The 21,263-nt window shown below is 40.7% G+C and carries 19 protein-coding genes; 1 reads left to right on the top strand and 18 read right to left on the bottom strand.

The window, feature by feature from the left end; all coding sequences use genetic code 11:
- Positions 1-14: 14 nt before the first annotated feature.
- From ABVJ71_RS16515 to ABVJ71_RS16445, 15 genes are all read right to left on the bottom strand, one after another.
- Complete coding sequence (locus ABVJ71_RS16515) at positions 15-1,439, bottom strand: replication initiation and membrane attachment family protein (protein ID WP_353854983.1); 1,425 nt, start codon at positions 1,437-1,439, stop codon at positions 15-17.
- A gap of 99 nt (positions 1,440-1,538) precedes the next feature.
- Positions 1,539-1,997, bottom strand: a complete 459-nt coding sequence (gene nrdR / locus ABVJ71_RS16510; protein ID WP_191097313.1) for a transcriptional regulator NrdR — start codon at positions 1,995-1,997, stop codon at positions 1,539-1,541.
- Positions 1,998-2,001: 4 nt separating this feature from the next.
- Positions 2,002-2,388, bottom strand: a complete 387-nt coding sequence (locus ABVJ71_RS16505; protein WP_353854982.1) for a cytosolic protein — start codon at positions 2,386-2,388, stop codon at positions 2,002-2,004.
- 183 nt (positions 2,389-2,571) lie between these two features.
- Positions 2,572-2,952, bottom strand: a complete 381-nt coding sequence (speD, locus tag ABVJ71_RS16500; RefSeq protein WP_353856723.1) for an adenosylmethionine decarboxylase — start codon at positions 2,950-2,952, stop codon at positions 2,572-2,574.
- Between the two features lie 234 nt (positions 2,953-3,186).
- On the bottom strand, positions 3,187-4,209 hold the full coding sequence (locus ABVJ71_RS16495) for a glyceraldehyde-3-phosphate dehydrogenase (protein WP_353854981.1): 1,023 nt from the start codon (positions 4,207-4,209) through the stop codon (positions 3,187-3,189).
- A 171-nt stretch (positions 4,210-4,380) separates the two neighbouring features.
- On the bottom strand, positions 4,381-4,986 hold the full coding sequence (gene coaE / locus ABVJ71_RS16490) for a dephospho-CoA kinase (RefSeq protein WP_353854980.1): 606 nt from the start codon (positions 4,984-4,986) through the stop codon (positions 4,381-4,383).
- A 13-nt stretch (positions 4,987-4,999) separates the two neighbouring features.
- Entirely contained in the window at positions 5,000-5,632 is a 633-nt protein-coding gene (gene ytaF / locus ABVJ71_RS16485) for a sporulation membrane protein YtaF (RefSeq protein WP_353854979.1), read from the bottom strand.
- A gap of 171 nt (positions 5,633-5,803) precedes the next feature.
- Complete coding sequence (mutM, locus tag ABVJ71_RS16480; RefSeq protein WP_353854978.1) at positions 5,804-6,637, bottom strand: DNA-formamidopyrimidine glycosylase; 834 nt, start codon at positions 6,635-6,637, stop codon at positions 5,804-5,806.
- Between the two features lie 25 nt (positions 6,638-6,662).
- Positions 6,663-9,302: a DNA polymerase I gene (gene polA / locus ABVJ71_RS16475; protein ID WP_353854977.1), complete on the bottom strand. Its 2,640-nt coding sequence runs from the start codon at positions 9,300-9,302 to the stop codon at positions 6,663-6,665.
- 251 nt (positions 9,303-9,553) lie between these two features.
- Positions 9,554-11,296: a two-component system histidine kinase PnpS gene (gene pnpS / locus ABVJ71_RS16470; RefSeq protein WP_353854976.1), complete on the bottom strand. Its 1,743-nt coding sequence runs from the start codon at positions 11,294-11,296 to the stop codon at positions 9,554-9,556.
- Positions 11,289-12,017 (bottom strand): response regulator transcription factor, encoded by a 729-nt coding sequence (locus ABVJ71_RS16465; RefSeq protein ID WP_353854975.1) that lies wholly within the window; start codon positions 12,015-12,017, stop codon positions 11,289-11,291. Before ABVJ71_RS16465 ends, pnpS begins: the two co-directional genes overlap by 8 nt.
- Positions 12,018-12,201: 184 nt before the next feature.
- Positions 12,202-13,140, bottom strand: a complete 939-nt coding sequence (gene mdh, locus ABVJ71_RS16460) for a malate dehydrogenase (protein WP_353854974.1) — start codon at positions 13,138-13,140, stop codon at positions 12,202-12,204.
- 34 nt (positions 13,141-13,174) lie between these two features.
- Positions 13,175-14,446: an NADP-dependent isocitrate dehydrogenase gene (gene icd, locus ABVJ71_RS16455; RefSeq protein ID WP_353854973.1), complete on the bottom strand. Its 1,272-nt coding sequence runs from the start codon at positions 14,444-14,446 to the stop codon at positions 13,175-13,177.
- Between the two features lie 149 nt (positions 14,447-14,595).
- Positions 14,596-15,714, bottom strand: coding sequence for a citrate synthase (citZ, locus tag ABVJ71_RS16450; RefSeq protein WP_353854972.1), 1,119 nt, complete (start codon positions 15,712-15,714; stop codon positions 14,596-14,598).
- 372 nt (positions 15,715-16,086) lie between these two features.
- Positions 16,087-16,551 carry a DUF441 domain-containing protein gene (locus tag ABVJ71_RS16445; RefSeq protein ID WP_353854971.1) on the bottom strand — a complete coding sequence of 155 codons (465 nt, stop codon included), beginning with the start codon at positions 16,549-16,551 and terminating at the stop codon, positions 16,087-16,089.
- A gap of 103 nt (positions 16,552-16,654) precedes the next feature.
- Between ABVJ71_RS16445 and ytvI the strand changes: the two genes are divergently transcribed.
- Positions 16,655-17,773 (top strand): sporulation integral membrane protein YtvI, encoded by a 1,119-nt coding sequence (ytvI, locus tag ABVJ71_RS16440; RefSeq protein ID WP_353854970.1) that lies wholly within the window; start codon positions 16,655-16,657, stop codon positions 17,771-17,773.
- A gap of 24 nt (positions 17,774-17,797) precedes the next feature.
- Here ytvI and ABVJ71_RS16435 read toward each other — a convergent pair whose 3' ends face one another.
- The 3 genes from ABVJ71_RS16435 to pfkA form a co-directional block, all read right to left on the bottom strand.
- Positions 17,798-18,211 (bottom strand): FxsA family protein, encoded by a 414-nt coding sequence (locus ABVJ71_RS16435; protein WP_353854969.1) that lies wholly within the window; start codon positions 18,209-18,211, stop codon positions 17,798-17,800.
- Between the two features lie 70 nt (positions 18,212-18,281).
- The gene (gene pyk, locus ABVJ71_RS16430) at positions 18,282-20,042 is read right to left on the bottom strand and encodes a pyruvate kinase (protein WP_353854968.1); all 1,761 of its coding nucleotides are present in this window, start codon (positions 20,040-20,042) and stop codon (positions 18,282-18,284) included.
- 27 nt (positions 20,043-20,069) lie between these two features.
- A complete protein-coding gene (pfkA, locus tag ABVJ71_RS16425; RefSeq protein WP_353854967.1) occupies positions 20,070-21,029 on the bottom strand; it encodes a 6-phosphofructokinase in 960 nt (319 codons plus the stop codon).
- Positions 21,030-21,263 lie beyond the last annotated feature (234 nt).

Genomic DNA, 21,263 nt, shown 5'->3' with positions numbered 1-21,263 from the left:
CATCTCACCTCACATTAATGTGCATTGTACTTTTTCATATTTTTAAACTGATCTAACAGTTTTTCTTTCTCTCGTTCGAGATCTTCTGTTGACAGATCATCGTTTTGTTTTTTTGGCTTCTGCTCATTGGTTTCATTTTCTTTCATCCATTCAGGCAATTTTTCCTCGCGGATGACTTTTCCTGAACCATATGAACTTCTCTGCTTTTTCTGCTGTGCCCACTCTGTCATTTGTCTGTTCTCTTCTTTGGCAATCTTCATGGCAGCAGTGACCGTTTTGATTTTTTTTCTGACCCAGTGCGAAGCAATTTTTTGCATATATGTTTTGGACAGCTTCATATCTGTTTTTAGCAGTGTATAGTATATGAGAACATTCATAACACCTGGCTCTAGTTTTTGCTCCAGCATGATGTCTTCTACAATTCTTAAGTCTGCATAGGTCGGCTCAATGCCATCTGCAATATCCTTCAGAAGCTCTCTCGGTGAAATGCGATTGAGCTTTTCGATCAGCTTTGCATCAGGCGAATCTGCTGCAGTTTGTTGCAAAGCATCATGACGTAAATGCCTTGGCTGCTTTTGATCAATGAGTTTGGGCGGTTCACCGCTGTATTCAATTTGATACCAGTCTCTCGCCGCTTTTCTTAAATCCTCTATGGAGATCATCTGATCGGGACCACAAGCACCCGCTACGATATTTTGCATTTGCAATGGTGTGATGCCATATACAACGGCTAATTTCTTGATCGTTTCTTTCACTTGCTTCGTCAAAGCTTTTCTTGGAATCATCATGTCAGACATGCCAGCTAACAAAAGATCAAAATCAAAGGAATCATCTGAAAGCGGTGCCGACTGGGCATCCCCCACTGTCACATATTCATAGCCATTTTCGAGCAATGAAGCCTGATTGATTTCTTCTGTCATTTTACGTTCACTTGGCTGCAAAACGTGAAAGACTTCTTCAAACGACCGTGAAATATTCTTTGCTTCTGCAGGCACACTTGGATAAGAAAAATAATCACGAAGCTGCATATATTTCGCTTTTTCTACACGATGGTACAAAAGGACATTCAGCATACCGTCTTGGAAAAACTCATCAGGCCTTAGCGGCGGCACGAGCTCATATGTAAACAGTCTGCCATCTTCTGTTTCTTGTTCATATGTGCGGAGCAGGCCAATCGCTTCAAGCTTCAAACGTTCTTCAAAAATATCATTTAAATTCGTTTGTAGCATCACCATGAGCTGCCGATGAGGTGCAGGTTTTCCCCATATACGGTTCTGCTCTAGTTCTCCCCATAACGTCATGTATAAGCTAAAAGCGGACATGCCAATAAGCGGCTGATATAAAAGAGTGATAAGCTGTCTATCGATGTCACCGAGCAAAGAAGCGCTTTTGACGACATACGGATCGACGGCTAGCACTTCCTTCCAATGCTCTGTCATATTGCTGATCCTCCCTTATGCAATTGTTTTCATTGTACACTTTTTTTACATTTTACGCTTTACGCAGGAAAAAGAGCATGAAGAATCTTCAGCTCTTTTTCAGCGTTCTTTCTTTAATAAATCTTTTAATTCATCAATAAATACATTGATATCTTTAAATTGGCGATACACCGATGCAAACCTGACGTAAGACACTTCATCAATTTTCGCCAGCTCGTCCATCACCATTTCACCAACAAGCTCACTTTTCACCTCTGATATCCCTTGATTACGAAGTTCTTTTTCGATGTTAAAGCAGACATCTTCTAGCTGCTTTAAGGCAACAGGGCGCTTTTCACAGGCTTTGATAAGTCCTCTCAGCATCTTTTCTCGGCTAAATTCTTCTCGAATGCCTTCTTTTTTCACAACAATCAGAGGCAATTCTTCTAATTTTTCAAACGTTGTAAAGCGGTATTGGCAGCTTTCGCATTCTCTTCTACGACGGATGGATTTCCCTTCATCTACTGGTCTTGAATCAAGCACCCTTGTACCTAGGTGCTGACATGTGGGACATTTCATTTCATCAGCTCCGATCTATTCTTGGAAGTTGTTTATCTAATTCTTCATAAAGGGACAGAACAGTCTTTTTACTATAACCAAAGTCCATGGGCAGTGCCGTTTCTGTTGTCACGTTAAAATCGACAGCTGTTTCAAAAGGACGAATTGAAATGACAGTTGCCACAATAAAGGCTTTTTTAGGTGTTCGTATTTTCGCACTGATTTCACCTCGTTCTGCTGAAACAGATGTCACCTGAAATGAATCTTTTCGGGAAAGCATCGCTTCCACCACTTCAAATACTTGCTTGTTTGTCGATTTGTAGTAACGGCTCTTCAATTCTGACACCGGGTGGCGATCAGACGTTTCCGTATGATTTGAAATGAATTGTTTCATTTTTTGTCCTAAAGTCATACACGTATCCCCTTTGTCGTGACTCCTCTTCTTTATTTTATAAAAAAAACCTTTGTTTTCCTAGAACAAAAGTTTAGACAAGGTGGGGAATGTTGGTTTTGCACATCAATCTAATATAAAAAGGAGCATAACACAAAGGCATTCAATGCTTTTGGCCAGCTCCCATTGCAATCTTTTTTCAGTTTACAGTGCTTTGGCTTGTGCCTGTTTGACTTGTACAGGTCCCATGCCTCGAGGTATTTCGATGTTTTCTCTTGTTTCAGCACCTAGTTCATCTCCAATAAAGTCCGCTGCAATATTCGGATTGAGATCGCCGCAAGTGTATACATCTATGCTCGCATAACCATGTTCAGGAAAGCTGTGAATTGTCAGATGAGATTCAGAAATAATGACAACTCCACTTACTCCTTGAGGTGCAAATTTATGAAAAGCAACCTCTCTTACTTCAGCTCCTGTTTTCAAAGCTGCATTTACAAAAGTTTTTTCAATAAAATCCATGTCGTTCAGTTTATCACAGTCGCATCCCCATAACTCAGAGATAACGTGACGTCCGATTGTTTCCATCATGGACCCCCCTTAAACAAGAATAAAAGAGTGAAGTTCTAAGCAGCCGGACCGGACATATACCACGGGGGAAAGTTAGTCCTAAGAGGTCCTAACCCTTTAAGTATACCCGAATGAGTCTGCGAACAAGAAGTTCACGAAAGATAGTATACTTTGTTTAGACCCATTTTGCAAGCTGTGTTTTTAGTAGGGGTTTCTCTCATCTCTTGAAAAGGGGAGTTTGTCTTCTTCATTTCAAACAACTGATAGCTCTTTCATCTGTGAGCCAACAAACTTCACGAGATCAACGACTCTGCATGAATAGCCCCATTCATTGTCATACCATGCGAGTACCTTCACTTTTCTTCCTTCCATGACCATAGTCGTAAGTCCATCTACAACGGCTGAGTAAGGATTTGTGTTAAAGTCTGTTGATACGAGCGGTTCTTCCGTATAATCTAAAATGCCAGCAAGTGATGTTTTAGACGCATTTGAGAAAGCAGCATTTACCTCTTCGGCTGTTACATCTTTTTTCAAATCTACAACAAGATCAACCATTGAGACATTCGATACAGGAACTCTTAGTGCAAGCCCATGTAACTTTCCTTTCAAATGAGGAAGCACTAAAGACAGCGCTTTAGCTGCACCCGTCGTTGTTGGAATGATGGACTGAGCACACGCTCTTGCCCGGCGCAAATCCTTGTGCGGGTTGTCGATATTTTTTTGATCATTTGTATAGGCATGAACAGTTGTCATTAGGCCGTTGTCGATTCCAAATTCATCATCTAACAGCTTGACAACTGGTGCTAAACAGTTTGTTGTACAAGATGCATTTGATATAATGACATGCTTTTCAGGATCCAGATCATCCTCATTCACACCCATTACAATGGTGATGTCTTCATTTTTACCTGGAGCCGTTAATATGACTTTTTTTGCTCCGGCATCTATATGACCCATCGCTTGATCTTTTGAATTAAATTTCCCAGTTGCTTCAATGACAATATCAATTCCAAGCTCTCCCCATGGAAGCTGCTTTGGGTCTCTGCTGTTTAGCAAAAGCACTTTTTTTCCATTTACAATCAAAGCGTCGCCATCTGCAATCACATCGCATTCATAACGTCCATGATTTGTGTCATATTTTATTAAATGTGCTAGCGTTTCGGCAGGATAGCTTGCGTTAATCGCTAAAATTTGAATTTGATCGTCAAGCATTGCTTTTCTGAAGACCATGCGTCCAATTCTGCCAAACCCATTGATCGCTGCTTTTACCTTCATGAACAGGTCACTCCTCTATTATGTGTTATACTCAATAAATTATTTATGAAATTAGTATATCACATTAGAATGCAATTGCCAGTATGTAAACGTATATTTTCTAAAAAGGGCTGATCATTTCAAGGAAAATAGAAAAAAAGCATAAAAAAAGAAGAGTACGTGTATGTACTCTTACCTATCTGTATGTTCCCATTCGTTTAATATGTTCTGTAATTGTTTCCTTGTATAAGCCAAGTCTTTTGTGTTTTCTATGACACGGTCTGCTTTTTTACATTTTTCCTCAAGAGGCATCTGGGCATGTATGCGTTTTAGAGCCTCTTCCTCATGAAGTCCATTCCGATTCATCAGACGAGATAGCTGAAGTTCAGGCGTTGTGTACACGACAATGATACGGTCGACAAGACCCTCCAGCTCACTTTCAAACAAAAGAGGGATATCCAGTACAACGAATGTTTCATTTTGCTTCACCGCTTCATCCCGCTGCTTAAGCATTTCTTTTCTGACCTCAGGATGAACAATCGCATTTAACTGCTTTCTCTTTTTTTCATCAGAAAAGATGATAGACCCTAGTTGCTGCCTGTTTAGCTCACCATTTGAAAGCAAGACATCCTCACCAAAGGTTTGAACGATTTGATGAAGAGCTGGTTTCCCTTTAGAAACAGCTTCTTTTGCAATCTCATCTGCATCCACGAGCCGAATGCCCTGCTCTTTTATCATGTGCGAGACCGTGCTTTTTCCACTAGCGATCCCGCCTGTTAATCCAATCACGAGCGTCAATCTGTTTCCCCCTTTATAGCTTCCACACACCAATTAAAATGAGTAAAAAACCCGGTAAGCATGCAAGTTTATCCATCCAGCGCCAGTTTGACAGAAAATGTCCGGCACGAAGCCCGATACAAACGAAAAGTGAGCTCATCACCGCAACAGTGATACTCATGACAATTGGAGAAAAACCTAGAATTGCTGCACCAATCCCTGCTCCAAAAGCATCAATCGATAAAGCAATCCCTAGCAGAATCGCTTCCATTCCATTAATAGTACCAGAACGGTCAATGTCTGCGCTTGTCGGCTTTCGCAAAATTTGAATGACAAGTCCGAGTGACTGCACCTCTACATTCAGTAAGGTCTTCTCATGAAGGAGCAAATCGCGCTCTTTCGCAGGTTTGAAAAATTGGTACAAAACCCAAAGTCCGATGATGATTAAAATCCCTCCACCAAGCTTATCTGTAACTGAGACAGGGAGGAATGCGGTGAATAGGCTGCCAATCAGCATGGAGACAAGTAGCACAATCCCTGAACAGCAAGCAATGATGACAATGGCTTTAAATGGAATCCTCATTTTCCGAAGACCATACGTAAAGCCCACTGAAAAGCTGTCGATGCTGACTGCCATAGCTAAAAACAGGAGCGAAATCGAAATCATACTAGAACTCTTCCTTTCTGTTCATGCAACGATGATCAAGAGCCTCCAGGCTTCGAGACTCTTCTTCACTATATGAAGAGCAGGTGGGCTTTGTGTCAGTCTACACCTTGCTGAAAAATGAATGTTTTTTATCGTATGCACAGCAAAAAGGAAGCATGCTGATGACGAACCTTATTGTGGTCGTTTTTGACAAGTCACACAAAAATGTGTGCCGCGCCCTCCAACAACCGTTTTCTCAATAATACTCCCACATGTTTGGCAAGGCTCTCCCCGCCGATCATACACAAGAAGCTGCAACTGGAATGTGCCAATATCCCCTTGTGAATTGAGATATGAGCGAATGGTGCTTCCTCCCGCATCAACAGCCACTTGAAGTGTGTCTATGATATGTTTGTGGAGCACCTTGCAAGCATCAAGGCTTAGCTGATGTGCCTTAGTTTCGGGATGAATACCTGACTTAAAGAGGACTTCATCGACATAAATATTTCCAAGCCCTACAACAATCTTTTGATCAAGCAGAGCTGTTTTGATGACACGTGATGTCTTGTTCAATTGCTCCCATAAATACTCCGGTGTGAAATGTTCTGTAAAAGGCTCGTACCCAAGCTGAGATAGTGGCAACTCTTTTTCTTCTTCACCAGGTTGAAACAGATGCATCGTGCCAAATTTACGTACATCATGGTACCGAAGCTCGGTACCATCTGTAAACGTAAAGACGACGTGAACGTGTTTATCATAAGGCTCTTTTGCCTCATGTACACGATATTTCCCTTCCATTCTTAAATGAGAGACCATGACATAGTGATCTAGATGAAAGAGTAGGAACTTTCCTCTTCTTTTAATGTTCTGTATGGTTTCTCCCACCATCATTCTTGCGAACTCCTCCGGTTCCCCAGGACGTTTGATGATGTTTGGCCATTTGATATCGACCTTTTCAATCGTTTTTCCTTTGACTAACCGCTTAAGAGTGCGCCGGACGGTTTCGACTTCTGGTAATTCCGGCATGCTCCTCGCTCCTTTATCTCTCTATTTATTTTGCGTCATACCAAGATGGGCCTGATGCAAATTCTACTTTAAGCGGCACATCGAGCTGAAGTGCATTTTCCATCACTTCAGGAACAATTTTTTCTAATATAGCGACTTCTTCTTTCGGCGCTTCAAAGATAAGTTCATCGTGTACCTGTAATAACAGGTTCGCCTGCAAATTCTCTTCTTTCAGCTTCCGTGCCATATCAATCATCGCTTTTTTAATAATATCTGCCGCACTGCCCTGAATGGGTGTATTCATTGCCGTTCTTTCCGCAAAGCTTTTGATATTAAAATTACGGCTTGTGATATCTGGAATATATCGTCTACGCTTAAGCAGCGTGGTGACGTAGCCTTTTTGTTTGGCTTCCTGCACGATGTCTTCCATATAAGTTTTGACCCCTTTGAAGCTTGTTAAATACCGTTCAATAAATGCTGCTGCTTCTTTTCTTGTAATTCCTAGATTTTGAGAAAGTCCGTAATCGCTTATCCCATAAACAATTCCGAAGTTGACGGCTTTTGCCTGCCTTCTCATGGATGAGGTCACTTCATCCTCTGATACATGGAACACATCCATTGCTGTTTTTGTATGGATATCCATATCCTGCGTAAAAGCCTCGATCAAGTTCTCATCTTGAGAAATATGGGCAAGCACCCGCAACTCGATTTGAGAATAGTCGGCTGCAAACATGAGCCAGCCTTCTTTTGAAGGAACGAAGGCTTGACGAATCTTCCTACCTTCTTCCAAACGAATTGGAATATTTTGAAGGTTAGGATCTGTTGAGCTTAATCGTCCTGTTTGTGTGAGCGCCTGATTAAATCTCGTATGGACTTTATGAGTGTCTTTGCGCGTTACCTTCATCAAACCTTCGACATAGGTAGATTGCAGCTTTCCGATTTGACGGTAATGCAGAATAGAGCGAATAATTTCATGCTTGTCTTCAAGTTTTTCTAGTACATCTGCAGACGTAGAGTAGCCTGTTTTTGTTTTCTTAATAATGGGCAGACCCAACTTTTCAAAAAGAATCACGCCAAGCTGCTTAGGAGAATTGATATTAAACGTTTCCCCTGCTAAACGGTGAATCGTTTCTTCATATTCCTTTAGCTTCCTCGTTAACTCTTCTCCCATCTTCTGTAGACGATCAATATCAACCTTGACGCCAAGAGATTCCATTTCACCTAATATCAGCGCAAGCGGAAGCTCCAAATCCTCATACAATTCATGCTGATCGTTTTTTTCTAATGCTTCTAGCGTCAGGTCATGCAAGGCAGAGATAGCCGCTGCCTTACGTCCAAGATGGTCTTTTAGCTCGTCTTCATTTGGTATCGCCTGCTTTGCTCCTTTTCCGTACACTTTTTCATCTGAAAAGGAAATATTCAACCCATAATCCTTCGCAACACTTGCGACGTCTTCATAGGATTTCTGAGGATTGACCACATAAGAAGCTAACAATACATCGTAATCGACACCTCTTAAATCCACATCATGCCACCTCAGTGCTACGACGGCTCTTTTTGAGTCAAACACCCATTTCTTCTTCGTGTCATCTTGTGCCCATTGTTTGAAAGCTTCTGATCTTAAAGCATCTTCTTTTGTCATAAAAAAGGCACCATTTTCATTGTGAATAGCAAAACCGATCAAATCCGCTTCATGATAATTATCTCCAAGCTGTTCTACCACGAGCGATGCGTGATCTGTCAGCATTTCATCCGTTGCATCAGTGCTTTTGATAACTTCTAAAGCTGACAGATCGACTTGCTCAACTGCTTCTGGTGCTTCTCCTAAACGTTCTAGCAATGTTTGAAAGCCTAGTTCTTTATAAAGTGAGATGACCTGATCTATGTGAGGACCTTCATAAGCAAGATCTTTGCTTGACACATCAATAGGTGCTTCAATTTGAATGGCGGCAAGCTTTTTACTCATCAAGGCTTGTTCTTTATGTTCCTCAAGCTTTTCCTTTAACTTTTTGCCGCTGACTTCGTCGAGATGTTCAAGCAGGTTTTCAACCGATTCAAACTGCTTTAACAGTTTAATTGCCGTTTTTTCTCCGACACCAGGGACACCCGGAATATTATCTGAGGAATCACCCATTAACCCTTTCATATCTATGATTTGCTCTGGGCGTAGTCCGTACTTCTCTTCAATATGTGAGGGGGTGTAATATTCTACTTCTGTAATTCCTTTTTTCGTAATGGCCACCGTTGTATGGTCTGTTGCAAGCTGTGTTAAGTCTTTATCTCCTGAAAAGATTTTGACCTCAAAGCCATCTTTTTCTGCTTCAACAGCTAATGTCCCGATGATATCATCCGCCTCATATTGAGGAAGCTCGTACCTTTTGACGTTGTAAGCATCTAAAAGTTCACGGATAAACGGCATTTGTTCAGATAGCTCTGGCGGCGTTTTTTGTCTTCCACCTTTATATTCTTTGAACGTCTCGTGACGGAATGTTGTTTTACCCGCATCAAATGCGACCAGCATATGTGTCGGTTTCTCGTCCTCTAGCATCTTCATTAAGATCATTGCAAAGCCATAAATAGCATTTGTATGAACGCCTTTATCATTTGATAATAGCGGCAATGCGAAAAATGCTCGATAGGCGAGACTGTTTCCATCAACAAGTACTAATTTCTTTTTGTCTGTCATTATTCTAATCCTCCATCGGCTGAGCCCTATCAGCCGTCTCTTTATCAAGTCGTATCTTTATTTTATCAAAGTTCATTTTGAAAAGAAAATAGACGAACCTGCATAAAAAAGGGACGAAAACAAACGTGTTTTCGTCCTTCCAAAATTGGCTCCTTGGATGAAGGGGTTCCTATTCATCCTATCAATGATTGTTTAACAAAACGTGAACTCATTGTAAAGTTGATGTAAATTTTCACATCTCTTTCCTTTTTCTATTTCGATTTCAAGCTCACTGTAAAAGTCGTTCCTTTGCCTTGTTTACTGCGGACAGAGATCGTCCCTTCATGTGCATCTACAAGGTGTTTCACAATGGCAAGCCCGAGCCCTGTGCCGCCTGAATTTCTACTTCTATCTTTATCAATTCGATAAAATCTCTCAAAAATTCTTGGAATCTCGCTTTTTTTCATCCCAATTCCTGTATCTTCCACATCAAATTCATAGCCATCCTTCCGTGGTCTCGCAGTGATCGTGACACTTCCACCCTCTGGTGTATAGGTGAGTGCGTTGTTGACAAGATTTAAGAATATTTGCTTTAGTCTCAGTGGATCTGCCATGACATAGACGGGTTCTTTCGGAACACGCACATGTAATTGAATCCCTTTTTCTGCGGCTTTATGCTGAAGCAAGGTTTTGATCTCGTGTATGATTTCTGTCGCATTTGCTTCTTGTATATTTAGCTTAAAATGCTGCTGTTCTATTTTAGAGAGATCTAGTAAATCTTGAATGAGTGTTTCTAAGCGGACACTCTCTTTTAGTATAATTGAGAGAAATTCCGTAAGTGCTTCTTTGTCATCAATTGCTCCATCAAGTAGCGTTTCAGTAAATCCTTTAATCGATGTAATGGGTGTTTTTAATTCATGAGACACGTTGGCAACAAAGTCTTTCCTCATCTGTTCTAATTGCTTTGTTTCCGTGACATCATGAAAAACAAGGACAATTCCTTTCCATTCATCATCAGTACTTAAAATCGGGACGCCGTCGACCTGGAAGTAGCGACGTTCAATATCAATTGCAAGTCGCAAAAACTTCCGAACTTTGGTTTCCGTCATGAAAATTTCGTCAATTAATTCGATAATTTCTTCATGAGTAAATGCTTCATGATACAGCTTGTGCATGTAAATGTGCTTTTGTACTTTAAATTGTTTGCGGAATGTTCGATTGACAAGGTTGATATATCCCATCTTATCAATCAAAATAATGCCCGCTCCAATGTTTTCAATAACCGTTTGAAGACGATCTCTCTGCATTTCTCCAGTACTCGTCATTTCTTGAAGACTTTCTGCAAGACGCTTCATAGACGTATTGAGCTCACTTGTTTCAATGATCAGCTCTTCATAATTGTTCGTATCATAATTACCTCGTTCAAGCTGCTTTGCTACCTTTGTGGCATAATCAATCGGCTTCACATATTTCATCGACATTCGGTAGCCAAAGAAGACAATAATGATCACAGCAGTCCCAAGACAAAATGCAAGTGCAAGCCAAAGCTGGCTGTCAATTTCATTTAAAGGCTGGAATGTAGCATGTAGAAAAAGATATCCCGCCGGTTCGTTCTGTTTCATGATGGGGACAGCATAATGAAATAAAGCATCACGCTCATCATCAATGACTGTTCCTTTTGATTGGAGACGTTCATTTTGCAGCACTCTTTGAATGATGGCTTTTTGTTCTACTTGACCCGTTGTATGTATGATGTTCCCCTCAGTATCCACAATAGAAGCATTCATATTGAAATGCTCTTTTGCTTTTTTGAGGATGTCCTCGTTTTGCTTTGCGTTCAGATCATCACCATTTATTGAAGAAAGGAGAAAGTTCGATTCTTTTTCCATTCGTTCTGTTAATTTTGTTTCATAGAAGACATGAAACATGTGATCCAAAAAGAGTCCGAGTCCTAAAAAGACAATAAACAGGAGAAAGATGAGCCCAGAAAAAAGCCGGGTTCTAATTTTATTCATTTGGCTTTGGCTCCTCCAATTTGTACCCTAAGCCGCGAATCGTTTTAATGTATGTTGGTTTTTTCGTATTCTTTTCAATTTTGTCACGCAAATGGCTGATATGTACATCGACAATACGTGTATCACCGGCAAAATCATAATTCCAAACAGCACTTAACAGAAGGTCACGTGTCAGTACACGTCCTTTGTGTTTAGCCAAATAGAGCAGCAACTCAAATTCTTTTGGCGTTAGCTCTAGACGTTCTTCTTGGAAATATACTTCATAGTGTTCGGGTAAGATTCGCAACTCACCGATTTTGATTTGGTCTGCTAGGATCTCTTCCTTTTCCTCATGCGACGGGGCAGGCTGCGATTGCTGTGCTCTTCGTAAAATGGCTTTTACGCGCGCACCAACTTCTCTAGGACTGAAAGGCTTTGTCATATAATCATCGGCTCCAAGTTCAAGACCAAGCACCTTATCAAATTCATCGTCCTTTGCTGTCAGCATTAAAATAGGGAACATCATTTTTTGAATTCTAAGTTGTTTGCAGACTTCAATGCCGTCCATTTTTGGAAGCATTAAGTCTAACACAATAAGATCAGGTTGCTCACTTACTGCTTTTTCAAGCGCTTCTTCCCCGTCTCTTGCCGTTACGACATCATAACCAGCCCTTTCAAGGTTATAGCTTAGAAGTGTTACAATCGATTCTTCATCATCCACAACTAATATTTTTTTATTCATGTTGTGCCTCCAATTAGTGATTTCCCCTGCATCCGTATTTTTATGTTATGTGAAAAGCGAGAAGTCATGCTTTCTATTTTATTTTAACGAAAGCTTAACAAGAGGACAATTTAAAATTTCAACAAGATTCGTTTTGAACACAAAAAGAAAGCCTCTCTTAGAGAAGCCTTCTTTTTTGTTCATATTAAGATAATACTTTCATCACGTTCTTAACAGATTCAACAGAGCGGTCAAGCTGACTTTTCTCTTCTTCTGTTAACTCAAGCTCAATGATTTGCTCAAGACCGTTACCACCTACGATTGTTGGCACACCAAGGTAAATACCTTCATAACCGTATTCACCTTCTAGGTAAGCAATCGTTGGAATGACGCGACGCTGATCTTTCAAAATCGCCTCAACCATTTCAACAAGTGAAGCAGCAGGTGCATAATAGGCACTACCATTACCTAATAGGTTCACAATCTCGCCGCCGCCTTTTCTTGTTCTTTCAACAATTGCATCGATTCTATCTTTTGGAATCAATGTTTCAATTGGGATACCGCCTGCATAAGAGTAACGAACAAGCGGAACCATGTCGTCGCCATGTCCACCGAGAACAAATCCAGTCACGTCTTTGACAGATAAATTTAATTCTTGTGCAACGAACGTTCGGAAACGCGCTGTATCGAGAATACCAGATTGCCCGATGACTCTTTCTTTTGGTAATCCTGATTCTTTATAAACGGCATATGTCATTGCATCAACAGGGTTTGTTAATACAACGATGATCGCTTCTGGAGAATATTTAACGATTTCGCGTGTCACACTTCGCATGATTTTTTCATTTGTTGACACGAGGTCGTCACGGCTCATGCCCGGCTTTCTAGCAATTCCTGCCGTAATCACTACTACATCAGAACCGGCTGTATCTTCATAGTTAGAAGTTCCTGTAATGTTCGCATCGAATCCTTGAACAGGGCTTGCTTCAAGCATGTCAAGTGCTTTCCCTTTTGTTGGGTTCTCAAGTTGCGGGATGTCCACTAAAACCACATCCGCTAATTCTTTTTGAGCTGTTAGAAATGCTGTTGTTGCTCCAGTAAAACCTGCTCCGATGACAGATACTTTTTTACGCTTGTTTGCCATTTCCTTTTTCCCCTTTAACTTTAAAGTTTAAGAATCAAGACAAGTTTTTGATGAGCTCGTCAGCAAACTCAGAACACTTCACTTCTTTAGCGCCATCCATTAATCTAGCAAAATCGTAAGTGACGACTTTTGATGCAATGGTTTTTTCAACAGATTGAATCACTAGATCAGCCGCTTCCTGCCAGCCAAGGTGTTCTAGTAATAGCACACCTGATAGAAGCACAGAAGATGGGTTGACTTTATCAAGACCAGCATATTTCGGCGCTGTTCCATGAGTCGCTTCAAAAATAGCATGTCCAGTTTCGTAATTGATGTTCGCACCTGGTGCGATACCAATTCCTCCAACTTGTGCTGCAAGGGCATCAGAAATGTAGTCTCCGTTTAAGTTCATTGTTGCCACAACATCGAACTCACTTGGACGCGTTAAAATTTGTTGAAGGAAAATATCCGCAATGCTGTCTTTGACAATGATTTTACCAGCAGCTTCTGCTTCACTTTGCGCTTTGTTCGCCGCATCTTTCCCATCTTTTTCTACAATACGATCATATTGAGCCCATGTGAAAACTTTGTCGCCAAACTCTTTTTCAGCAACTTCATAGCCCCAGTTTTTGAAAGCACCTTCTGTAAACTTCATGATGTTTCCTTTGTGAACAAGTGTCACTGATTTACGGCCTTGGTCAATCGCATATTGGATGGCAGCTCTCACAAGACGGTGAGTGCCTTCTTCAGAAATAGGCTTGATGCCGATACCTGATGTTTCTGGGAAACGGATTTTGTTCACACCTAATTCGTTTTTTAAGAAGTTGATTAATTTTTTCACTTCATCTGAACCTTTTGCATACTCAATTCCTGCATAGATATCCTCAGTATTCTCACGGAAGATGACCATGTCTGTATCTTGCGGACGTTTAACAGGAGAAGGTACACCTCGGAACCAGCGAACTGGACGTAAGCATGTGAATAAATCCAGCTCTTGTCTTAGTGCTACGTTCAATGAACGGATTCCCCCGCCAATTGGTGTTGTCAGTGGTCCTTTAATAGCAATTAAGTATTCGCGAATGTCTTCTAGTGTTTGCTTAGGAAGCCATTCTCCAGTTTTATTGTAAGCTTTCTCACCTGCATATACTTCTTTCCAAGTGATTTGCTTTTCACCTTTATATGCTTTTTTTACAGCCGCTTCAAGAACTCTTGATGCTGCTTTCCAAATGTCAGGACCAATTCCGTCCCCTTCAATAAACGGGATGATTGGATTATTTGGTACATTCAATACGCCGCCAGTAACTGTAATTTTTTCACCTTGTGACAATGATATTACCTCCCAGGTTATGTAGTGAATATTTGAAACTTCTTGGCTTGTTTGTCTAAAAGCGAAGAAGTTTTTCACATGTTTCGTTTTTTTGCCGGTATGGAGACTGATTGGTTTGTTTGAATCAGCCTCCACTTATTCTATAAACATTAGTCTCTTTCACTGATCGGAATAAATGTTTGAAGATCAGGTCCAATGTATTCAGCTCTTGGACGGATGAGACGGTTGTTGTCATATTGCTCTAAAATGTGAGCAATCCATCCAGAGAATCGACTAATTACAAAAATCGGTGTAAACAAGTCATGATCAATACCAAGACTGTGATATACAGATGCAGAATAAAAATCAACATTCGGTGGCAGATTTTTCTCTGATGTCACGATTTCCTCTATACGGACAGACATTTCATACCATTTCGGCTCGCCTGTAAGGTTGGTTAAACGCTGACTCATTTGTTTTAGATGCTTTGCACGCGGGTCACCTTGACGGTATACACGATGTCCAAAGCCCATAATTTTTTCTTTCTTCTCTAGCTTACCATGAATATAGGAATCTACGTTTTCGACTTCACCTATCTCTGAAAGCATTCTCATTACGCCTTCATTTGCACCGCCATGCAGTGGCCCCTTCAGTGCGCCGATTGCAGCTGTCACACCTGAGTAGATATCAGATAGGGTGGCAACACATACTCTTGCTGTAAATGTCGACGCATTTAATTCATGGTCTGCGTGTAGAATGAGTGCCTTATCAATCGCTTCAATTTCTACAGGTGACGGCTCCTCGCCTTTTAACATATACAAGAAGTTAGCAGCATAGCTGTATTCTTCTTTTGGCTGTACAGGCTCAAGCCCCTTTCGAACACGTGAAAATGCAGCGACAAGTCCAGAAATTTTCGCCTGCAATCGAATGGCTTTTCTGTAATTCGCTTCTTTGTCCATAATTTCCGATTCGTTATCAAGTAAACCTAATAGGGATACCGCTGTACGAATCGCTGACATTGGATGAACCCCATCCAGCGAATATGATTTAAAGTGCTCAATGATCTCCTGTGGAACTTGAGCGTTTTCTGCGAGCTGCTGCTTTAATTCGCTCAGCTCCTGCTCATTAGGCAGCTTCAGGTGCCATAACAGGTAGACAATCTCTTCGAATGAAGCTTTTTCAGTTAAATCATCGATATTGTACCCTACATAAGTAAGAGTATCATCAATAATTGAGCTTACAGATGAAGTTGTTGCCACAATACCTTCAAGACCTCTTGTTGCTGTCATGTTCAATCTCCCCTTTTTTAAAAATTCCCCTTCGTTGCAGAATTCTTGCCTTGTGAAAGCGCTATCCAATCCGAATACGGTGGCAGATTCAAAAAGAAAATGCTTACATTTACCTATACGGTTATAGCACTTTTAGCCTCATTTCTCTTGTGTGATCAATGAGTTTAAAATTAAGCCTATTCCCATTATAAACAATAATCAGACATTTGTTAAATGTTTAACTATAATTTTTTTTGATTATTTTTTTTCCAGCCTTTCGTGCAGGGCATGGAATAAAGGGATTTTGCTTCTTTTAATATATTTAATTATGTTTTTTTGCAAAAACTCAAGAAAGAAAAAATAAAAAAGAAAGCGGCACTTGCCACTCTCTTTTCATCCGCTAAAAAATTTCACAGCCTGCATCGCCAAGTAAGCAATTCCTGCACCGATCAGTGGGCCAACAGCGACCCCTTTAAATAAACTAACAGCCAAAATGGTGCCAAACACAAGTGCTGCGGTTATGTGCGGATCATTCTCGAGTAAAACAATGCCGTTCTTTGCAATAAGTGCTACTAATATACCAGCTCCAAGAGCAATCCATGCATAGGAAGATTTCATGGCCTCTCCAAGCTGTTTAAACCCTATGTCACCTGTTGCAATTGGAACTAGCACAGCGATCGTAATTACCGTCACACCCCAATTGATGCCTTTTGATTGTAGAACCGGAAAAATTTTTTGATCCAATCCAATGATCTTAATCACGATTAACACAGAAACAGCTAAAATTAACGAGTGATTCTTCGCAATAAGTGCAATAACGAGTAAGAGAAGTAAAAATAAGTTTGCTTGAGTAAACATGATGCCGCTCGCCCTCCTTTCTTTTTATTGCGACTTTTTCATATTACTAATCTTTTTGAATAAAATGAAGTATCGGACATGCTCGTTTTTTGGAGGGGATTGCGTGAATCACACCTACATTGCTATTTTTCTGCGAAGCTTGATGATCATCAGCATTGCCGTGTTTGCGGTTGTCTTTTTATATCAGTCATTTCCGTTTTTATATCCATTTTGGATTGCTTTTGTTGTTTCTTGTTTGATTCATCCGGCCGTTTGCAAAATAGAAGAAGTGACTGGTATGCCAAGAGGCTTTGTTGTCATCATAGTGCTGCTGTTGTTTTTAGTCGCAGCGGCAGGCATGATGACCCTTTTCGTGGTCGAAATCATTTCTGGGAGTGCTTATTTAGCAAAAGTCCTGCCTTCTCACCTTGATCAGATGATCAATGTTGTGGAACGATTTTTTACAGATAAGATTCTGCCTTTATATCATGATCTGACCGCACAATTTAACACACTTCATGCAGGACAAAAGGAATCTATTTTAGGACAAATCCAAGCGCTTGGCGATGAGGCAGCAGCAAAAATCGGGTCTTTTCTTTCAAAAACGCTCGAACTGATTCCGGCTTTTTTAGGCCTTTTGCCTAATGCGGCAGCGACTCTTTTATTCTCTGCACTTGCGACTTTTTTTATCACAAAAGATTGGTTTACATTAAAAAAGTATGGTACACGTATGTTCCCCGCACGGTGGATGTTACATACACGTGCCATTCTATCTGAATTAAAAAAAGCAATCACTGGATTTTTGAAAGCACAGCTCTTGCTCGTTGCGATGACCATTGGCATCGTTTTAATTGGACTTTTCATCTTAAAGGTAAAGCATGCCCTCATCATCGCACTATGCATAGGTCTCGTCGACTTACTTCCTTATATCGGAAGTGGCACTGTCTTTTTGCCATGGATCATTTATTCAGTCATAACAGGGAATCTCTCTCTCGCCATCGGGCTAGGTATTTTGTATATTGTTGTTTTAATTCAAAGACAAATATCAGAACCGAAAGTCTTAAGTAATTCCATCGGGCTCAATCCTCTTGCTACACTTGTCTCACTATTTGTTGGGTTAAAATTGTTTGGTTTTCTCGGGCTTGTCCTTGGTCCTGCTTCTCTTGTCGTGTGGCAGGCTTTTCATCACGCAGGCGTTTTTCGGGATATTCATCACTTCATTATGCACGGCATACAAAAGTAAAGAGCTCCTCATACGAGGGTCTCTTTATCGAATAATTGTAAAGCGTCTGCGGTTGGACATGTTTCTTAACCAGCGCTCAAGTAATGGCTTGAATCGTTTTCTCGTCATAGGTATCAAAAGCAGCGCACCGATAACATCGGATAAAAACCCAGGAATCAAGAGAAGTAAACCGCCGGCTAGAATGCAAAAACCATCTACAATGGTCGCACCTGGCATTTTGCCATATTGTAAATCTCTTTGCAGCTTTTGAAAGGCTGCAATCCCTTGTTTTCTCGCTAAATAAGCACCTAGTGCGCTAGTGAGTATAATAAAAAACATCGTTGGCAGGATTCCGATTAATTGACTTGATATTAAAAATAAACCAATTTCCAATGCAGGAAACAGAATCAGTAATAGTAGAAAATTTTTCAACCGTATCACCTCATGGGTCTCTTTCATAGAAAGCTGTTTTCTTTTTCAGTGTAACATAAAAAAAGAGAGGAGTCAGAAAACTCCCCTCGTGTATGGTTTAAAGAACGCTTGCACGGCCTTTATAAATCGCTCCGCGTGCTGGATCTACTGTAATCTCTTCTCCTTCTTTTAGAAGTGTTGTGGCATTCTCTAGACCTACGATCACTGGAATACCAAGGCTGAGTCCAACAACTGCTGCATGGCTTGTTAAACCGCCTTCCTCAGTGATAAGAGCAGATGCCTTCTCAAGTGCACTCATCATATCACGATCTGTGCAGTTCGCCACTAGAATAGCGCCTTCTTGCATTTTTTCTTCTGCTTCTTTTCCACTTTGTGCAATCACAACCGGTCCATATGCAGATTTACGGCCAATGCCTTGACCCTTAGCAATGATGTCACCTACAACATAAACTTTCATTAAGTTTGTTGTACCCGCTTCACCAACTGGAACACCCGCCGTAATGACAATCAAGTCGCCATGCCTCACATAGCCTGTTTCGATTGATTTTTCTACTGCATTCTCAAGCATTTCATCTGTAGAGTTCGTATTTGAACCGCTCTTTGCAAATACACCGAATACAAGAGATAGCTTTCTTGCAACAGACTCATTTGCTGTCACTGCAACGATTGGTGCTTTTGGTCTATATTTTGAAATCATTCTAGCCGTATGACCACTTTCCGTCGGTGTGACAATGGCTGCTACGTCCAGCTTCATTGCAGTATGTGCAACGGATTGACCAATGGCATCTGTAATGCTGACATCTACTTCTTCGCTTCTGCGAGTAAGAATGGCTTTATAATTCAATGCTTCCTCTGAACGTGAAGCAATGTTATGCATTGTTTGAACAGCTTCAACAGGGTAAATTCCCGCTGCCGTTTCTCCAGAAAGCATGATGGCATCTGTGCCGTCAAAGATAGCATTGGCAACATCACTAGCCTCCGCACGAGTTGGACGCGGGTTACGCTGCATACTGTCAAGCATTTGTGTTGCTGTGATGACAGGCTTGCCTAATTTATTGCATTTTTTGATTAATTTTTTTTGAACAAGCGGTACTTCTTCTGCAGGAATCTCTACACCAAGATCTCCACGTGCGACCATAAGACCATCAGATACCTCAAGGATCTCATCAATGTTATCGACACCCTCTTGGTTTTCAATCTTAGGAATGATTTGAATATCTGCTGCATTGTTCTTTTCAAGAAGCTCACGAATCTCAAGAACATCAGAAGCTCGTCTCACAAAAGAAGCTGCGATGAAATCAACGCCTTGTTCAATACCGAAAAGAATATCGTTTGCATCCTTTTCTGTAATACCTGGGAGGTTCACCCTAACACCTGGTACGTTTACACCTTTTTTATTTTTCAATGTACCTGTGTTCATGACTTTGGTTAAAATTTCTTTACGGTCAAAGTCGAGTTCTTTAACTTCTAAACCAATCAAACCATCGTCTAATAAAATCGTTGATCCCACTTGTACATCATGAATTAAATCTTCGTATGTAACACTAATTTTGTCGGTATTCCCGACAATGTCTTCCATAGTCACAACAAGATCAGCACCAGCTACTAGCTCAATTGAGCCGTTTTCAACTGTACGTGTGCGGATTTCCGGACCTTTTGTATCAAGAAGAATTGCAATGTCCTTGCCTAATGCTCTGCCAGCTTTACGAATGTTTTCGATACGTGCACCATGCTCTTTAAAATCTCCATGAGAGAAGTTTAGTCTGGCTACATTCATTCCTGCTTCAATCAATTCAGTCAGCTTTTCAATGCTTTCACTTGCTGGACCGATTGTACAAACGATTTTTGTCTTTCTCATCACTGTTCCTCCTAAGGTCTTCTCGTTTTAAATCGAGAGCTCTTGTGAAAGTCGGTACATATTTTGATCGACTGTATGTTTTTTATCTAAGATTTCTAAAATATCGTGGTGAACGAGTTCGTTGCTTTGAATACCAACACAGCGTCCGCCTTTTCCTTCAAGGAGAAGTTCCACCGCATAAGCTCCTAAACGGCTTGCAAGCACTCGGTCAAACGCACTTGGAGATCCCCCGCGCTGAATATGCCCTAAGACAGACACACGTGTTTCAAGGCTTGTCTCCTCTTCAATTCGTTTACCAAACTCAACTCCGCTGCCCACACCTTCTGCAACGATGATGATACTATGCTTCTTACCACGCTCATGTCCTCTTCTCAATCTGGCAATAATCTCGTCCATGTCATAATCTGCTTCGGGAATTAATATAGATTCGGCTCCACCTGCAAGACCTGACCAAAGAGCAATATCACCAGCATGTCTTCCCATTACTTCCACTACGTATGTACGTTCATGAGATGTAGCTGTATCTCGAATTTTATCAATGGCATCAATCACTGTATTCAGTGCTGTATCAAAGCCAATTGTGAAATCAGTACCTGGAATATCGTTATCAATGGTACCCGGCACACCTACACACGGAAAACCAAGTTCAGTTAATTTCTTAGCTCCCATGAAAGAGCCGTCTCCCCCAATGACAACAAGACCTTCAATCCCGAATTTTTTTAAGTTTTCAATCCCTTTTTTACGACCCTCAACTGTCTTGAATTCAGGACATCTTGCCGTGTAAAGTTTAGTTCCTCCACGATGAATAATATCGCCGACTGAACCAATTTCGAGTTTCTCAATTTTACCGTTAATTAGACCTGAATATCCATTATAAATACCGTAAACTTCAACATTATGGTAAATTGCTTTTCTCACAACTGCGCGCACAGCTGCATTCATTCCTGGGGAATCCCCACCGCTCGTTAAAACTCCTATACGCTTCATCTTTTTCACCTCAGAGACCATATATGAATTAAACATACCATTTCCACTGCTTGAAAACAATCATGTGCAAAACCGGCTGTTTTCAATACGAATTTCTAAAACCGTACCTATTATACAATTAAATAAACTGTTTTTAAACAAAAGTTAAGAAAATCATGAAAACAATCCTGAGGAAATCATATCGGTTAAAACACTCTCAAGTCTTTTATATCAAGGGTTTTAGACGTCTCAAAT

The sequence above is a fragment of the Bacillus sp. Bos-x628 genome, assembly GCF_040500475.1.
Lineage (GTDB): Bacteria > Bacillota > Bacilli > Bacillales > Bacillaceae > Bacillus > Bacillus maqinnsis.
Note: the sequence above shows the minus strand (reverse complement) of the source record. Positions and strands in the feature narration are given on the sequence as shown.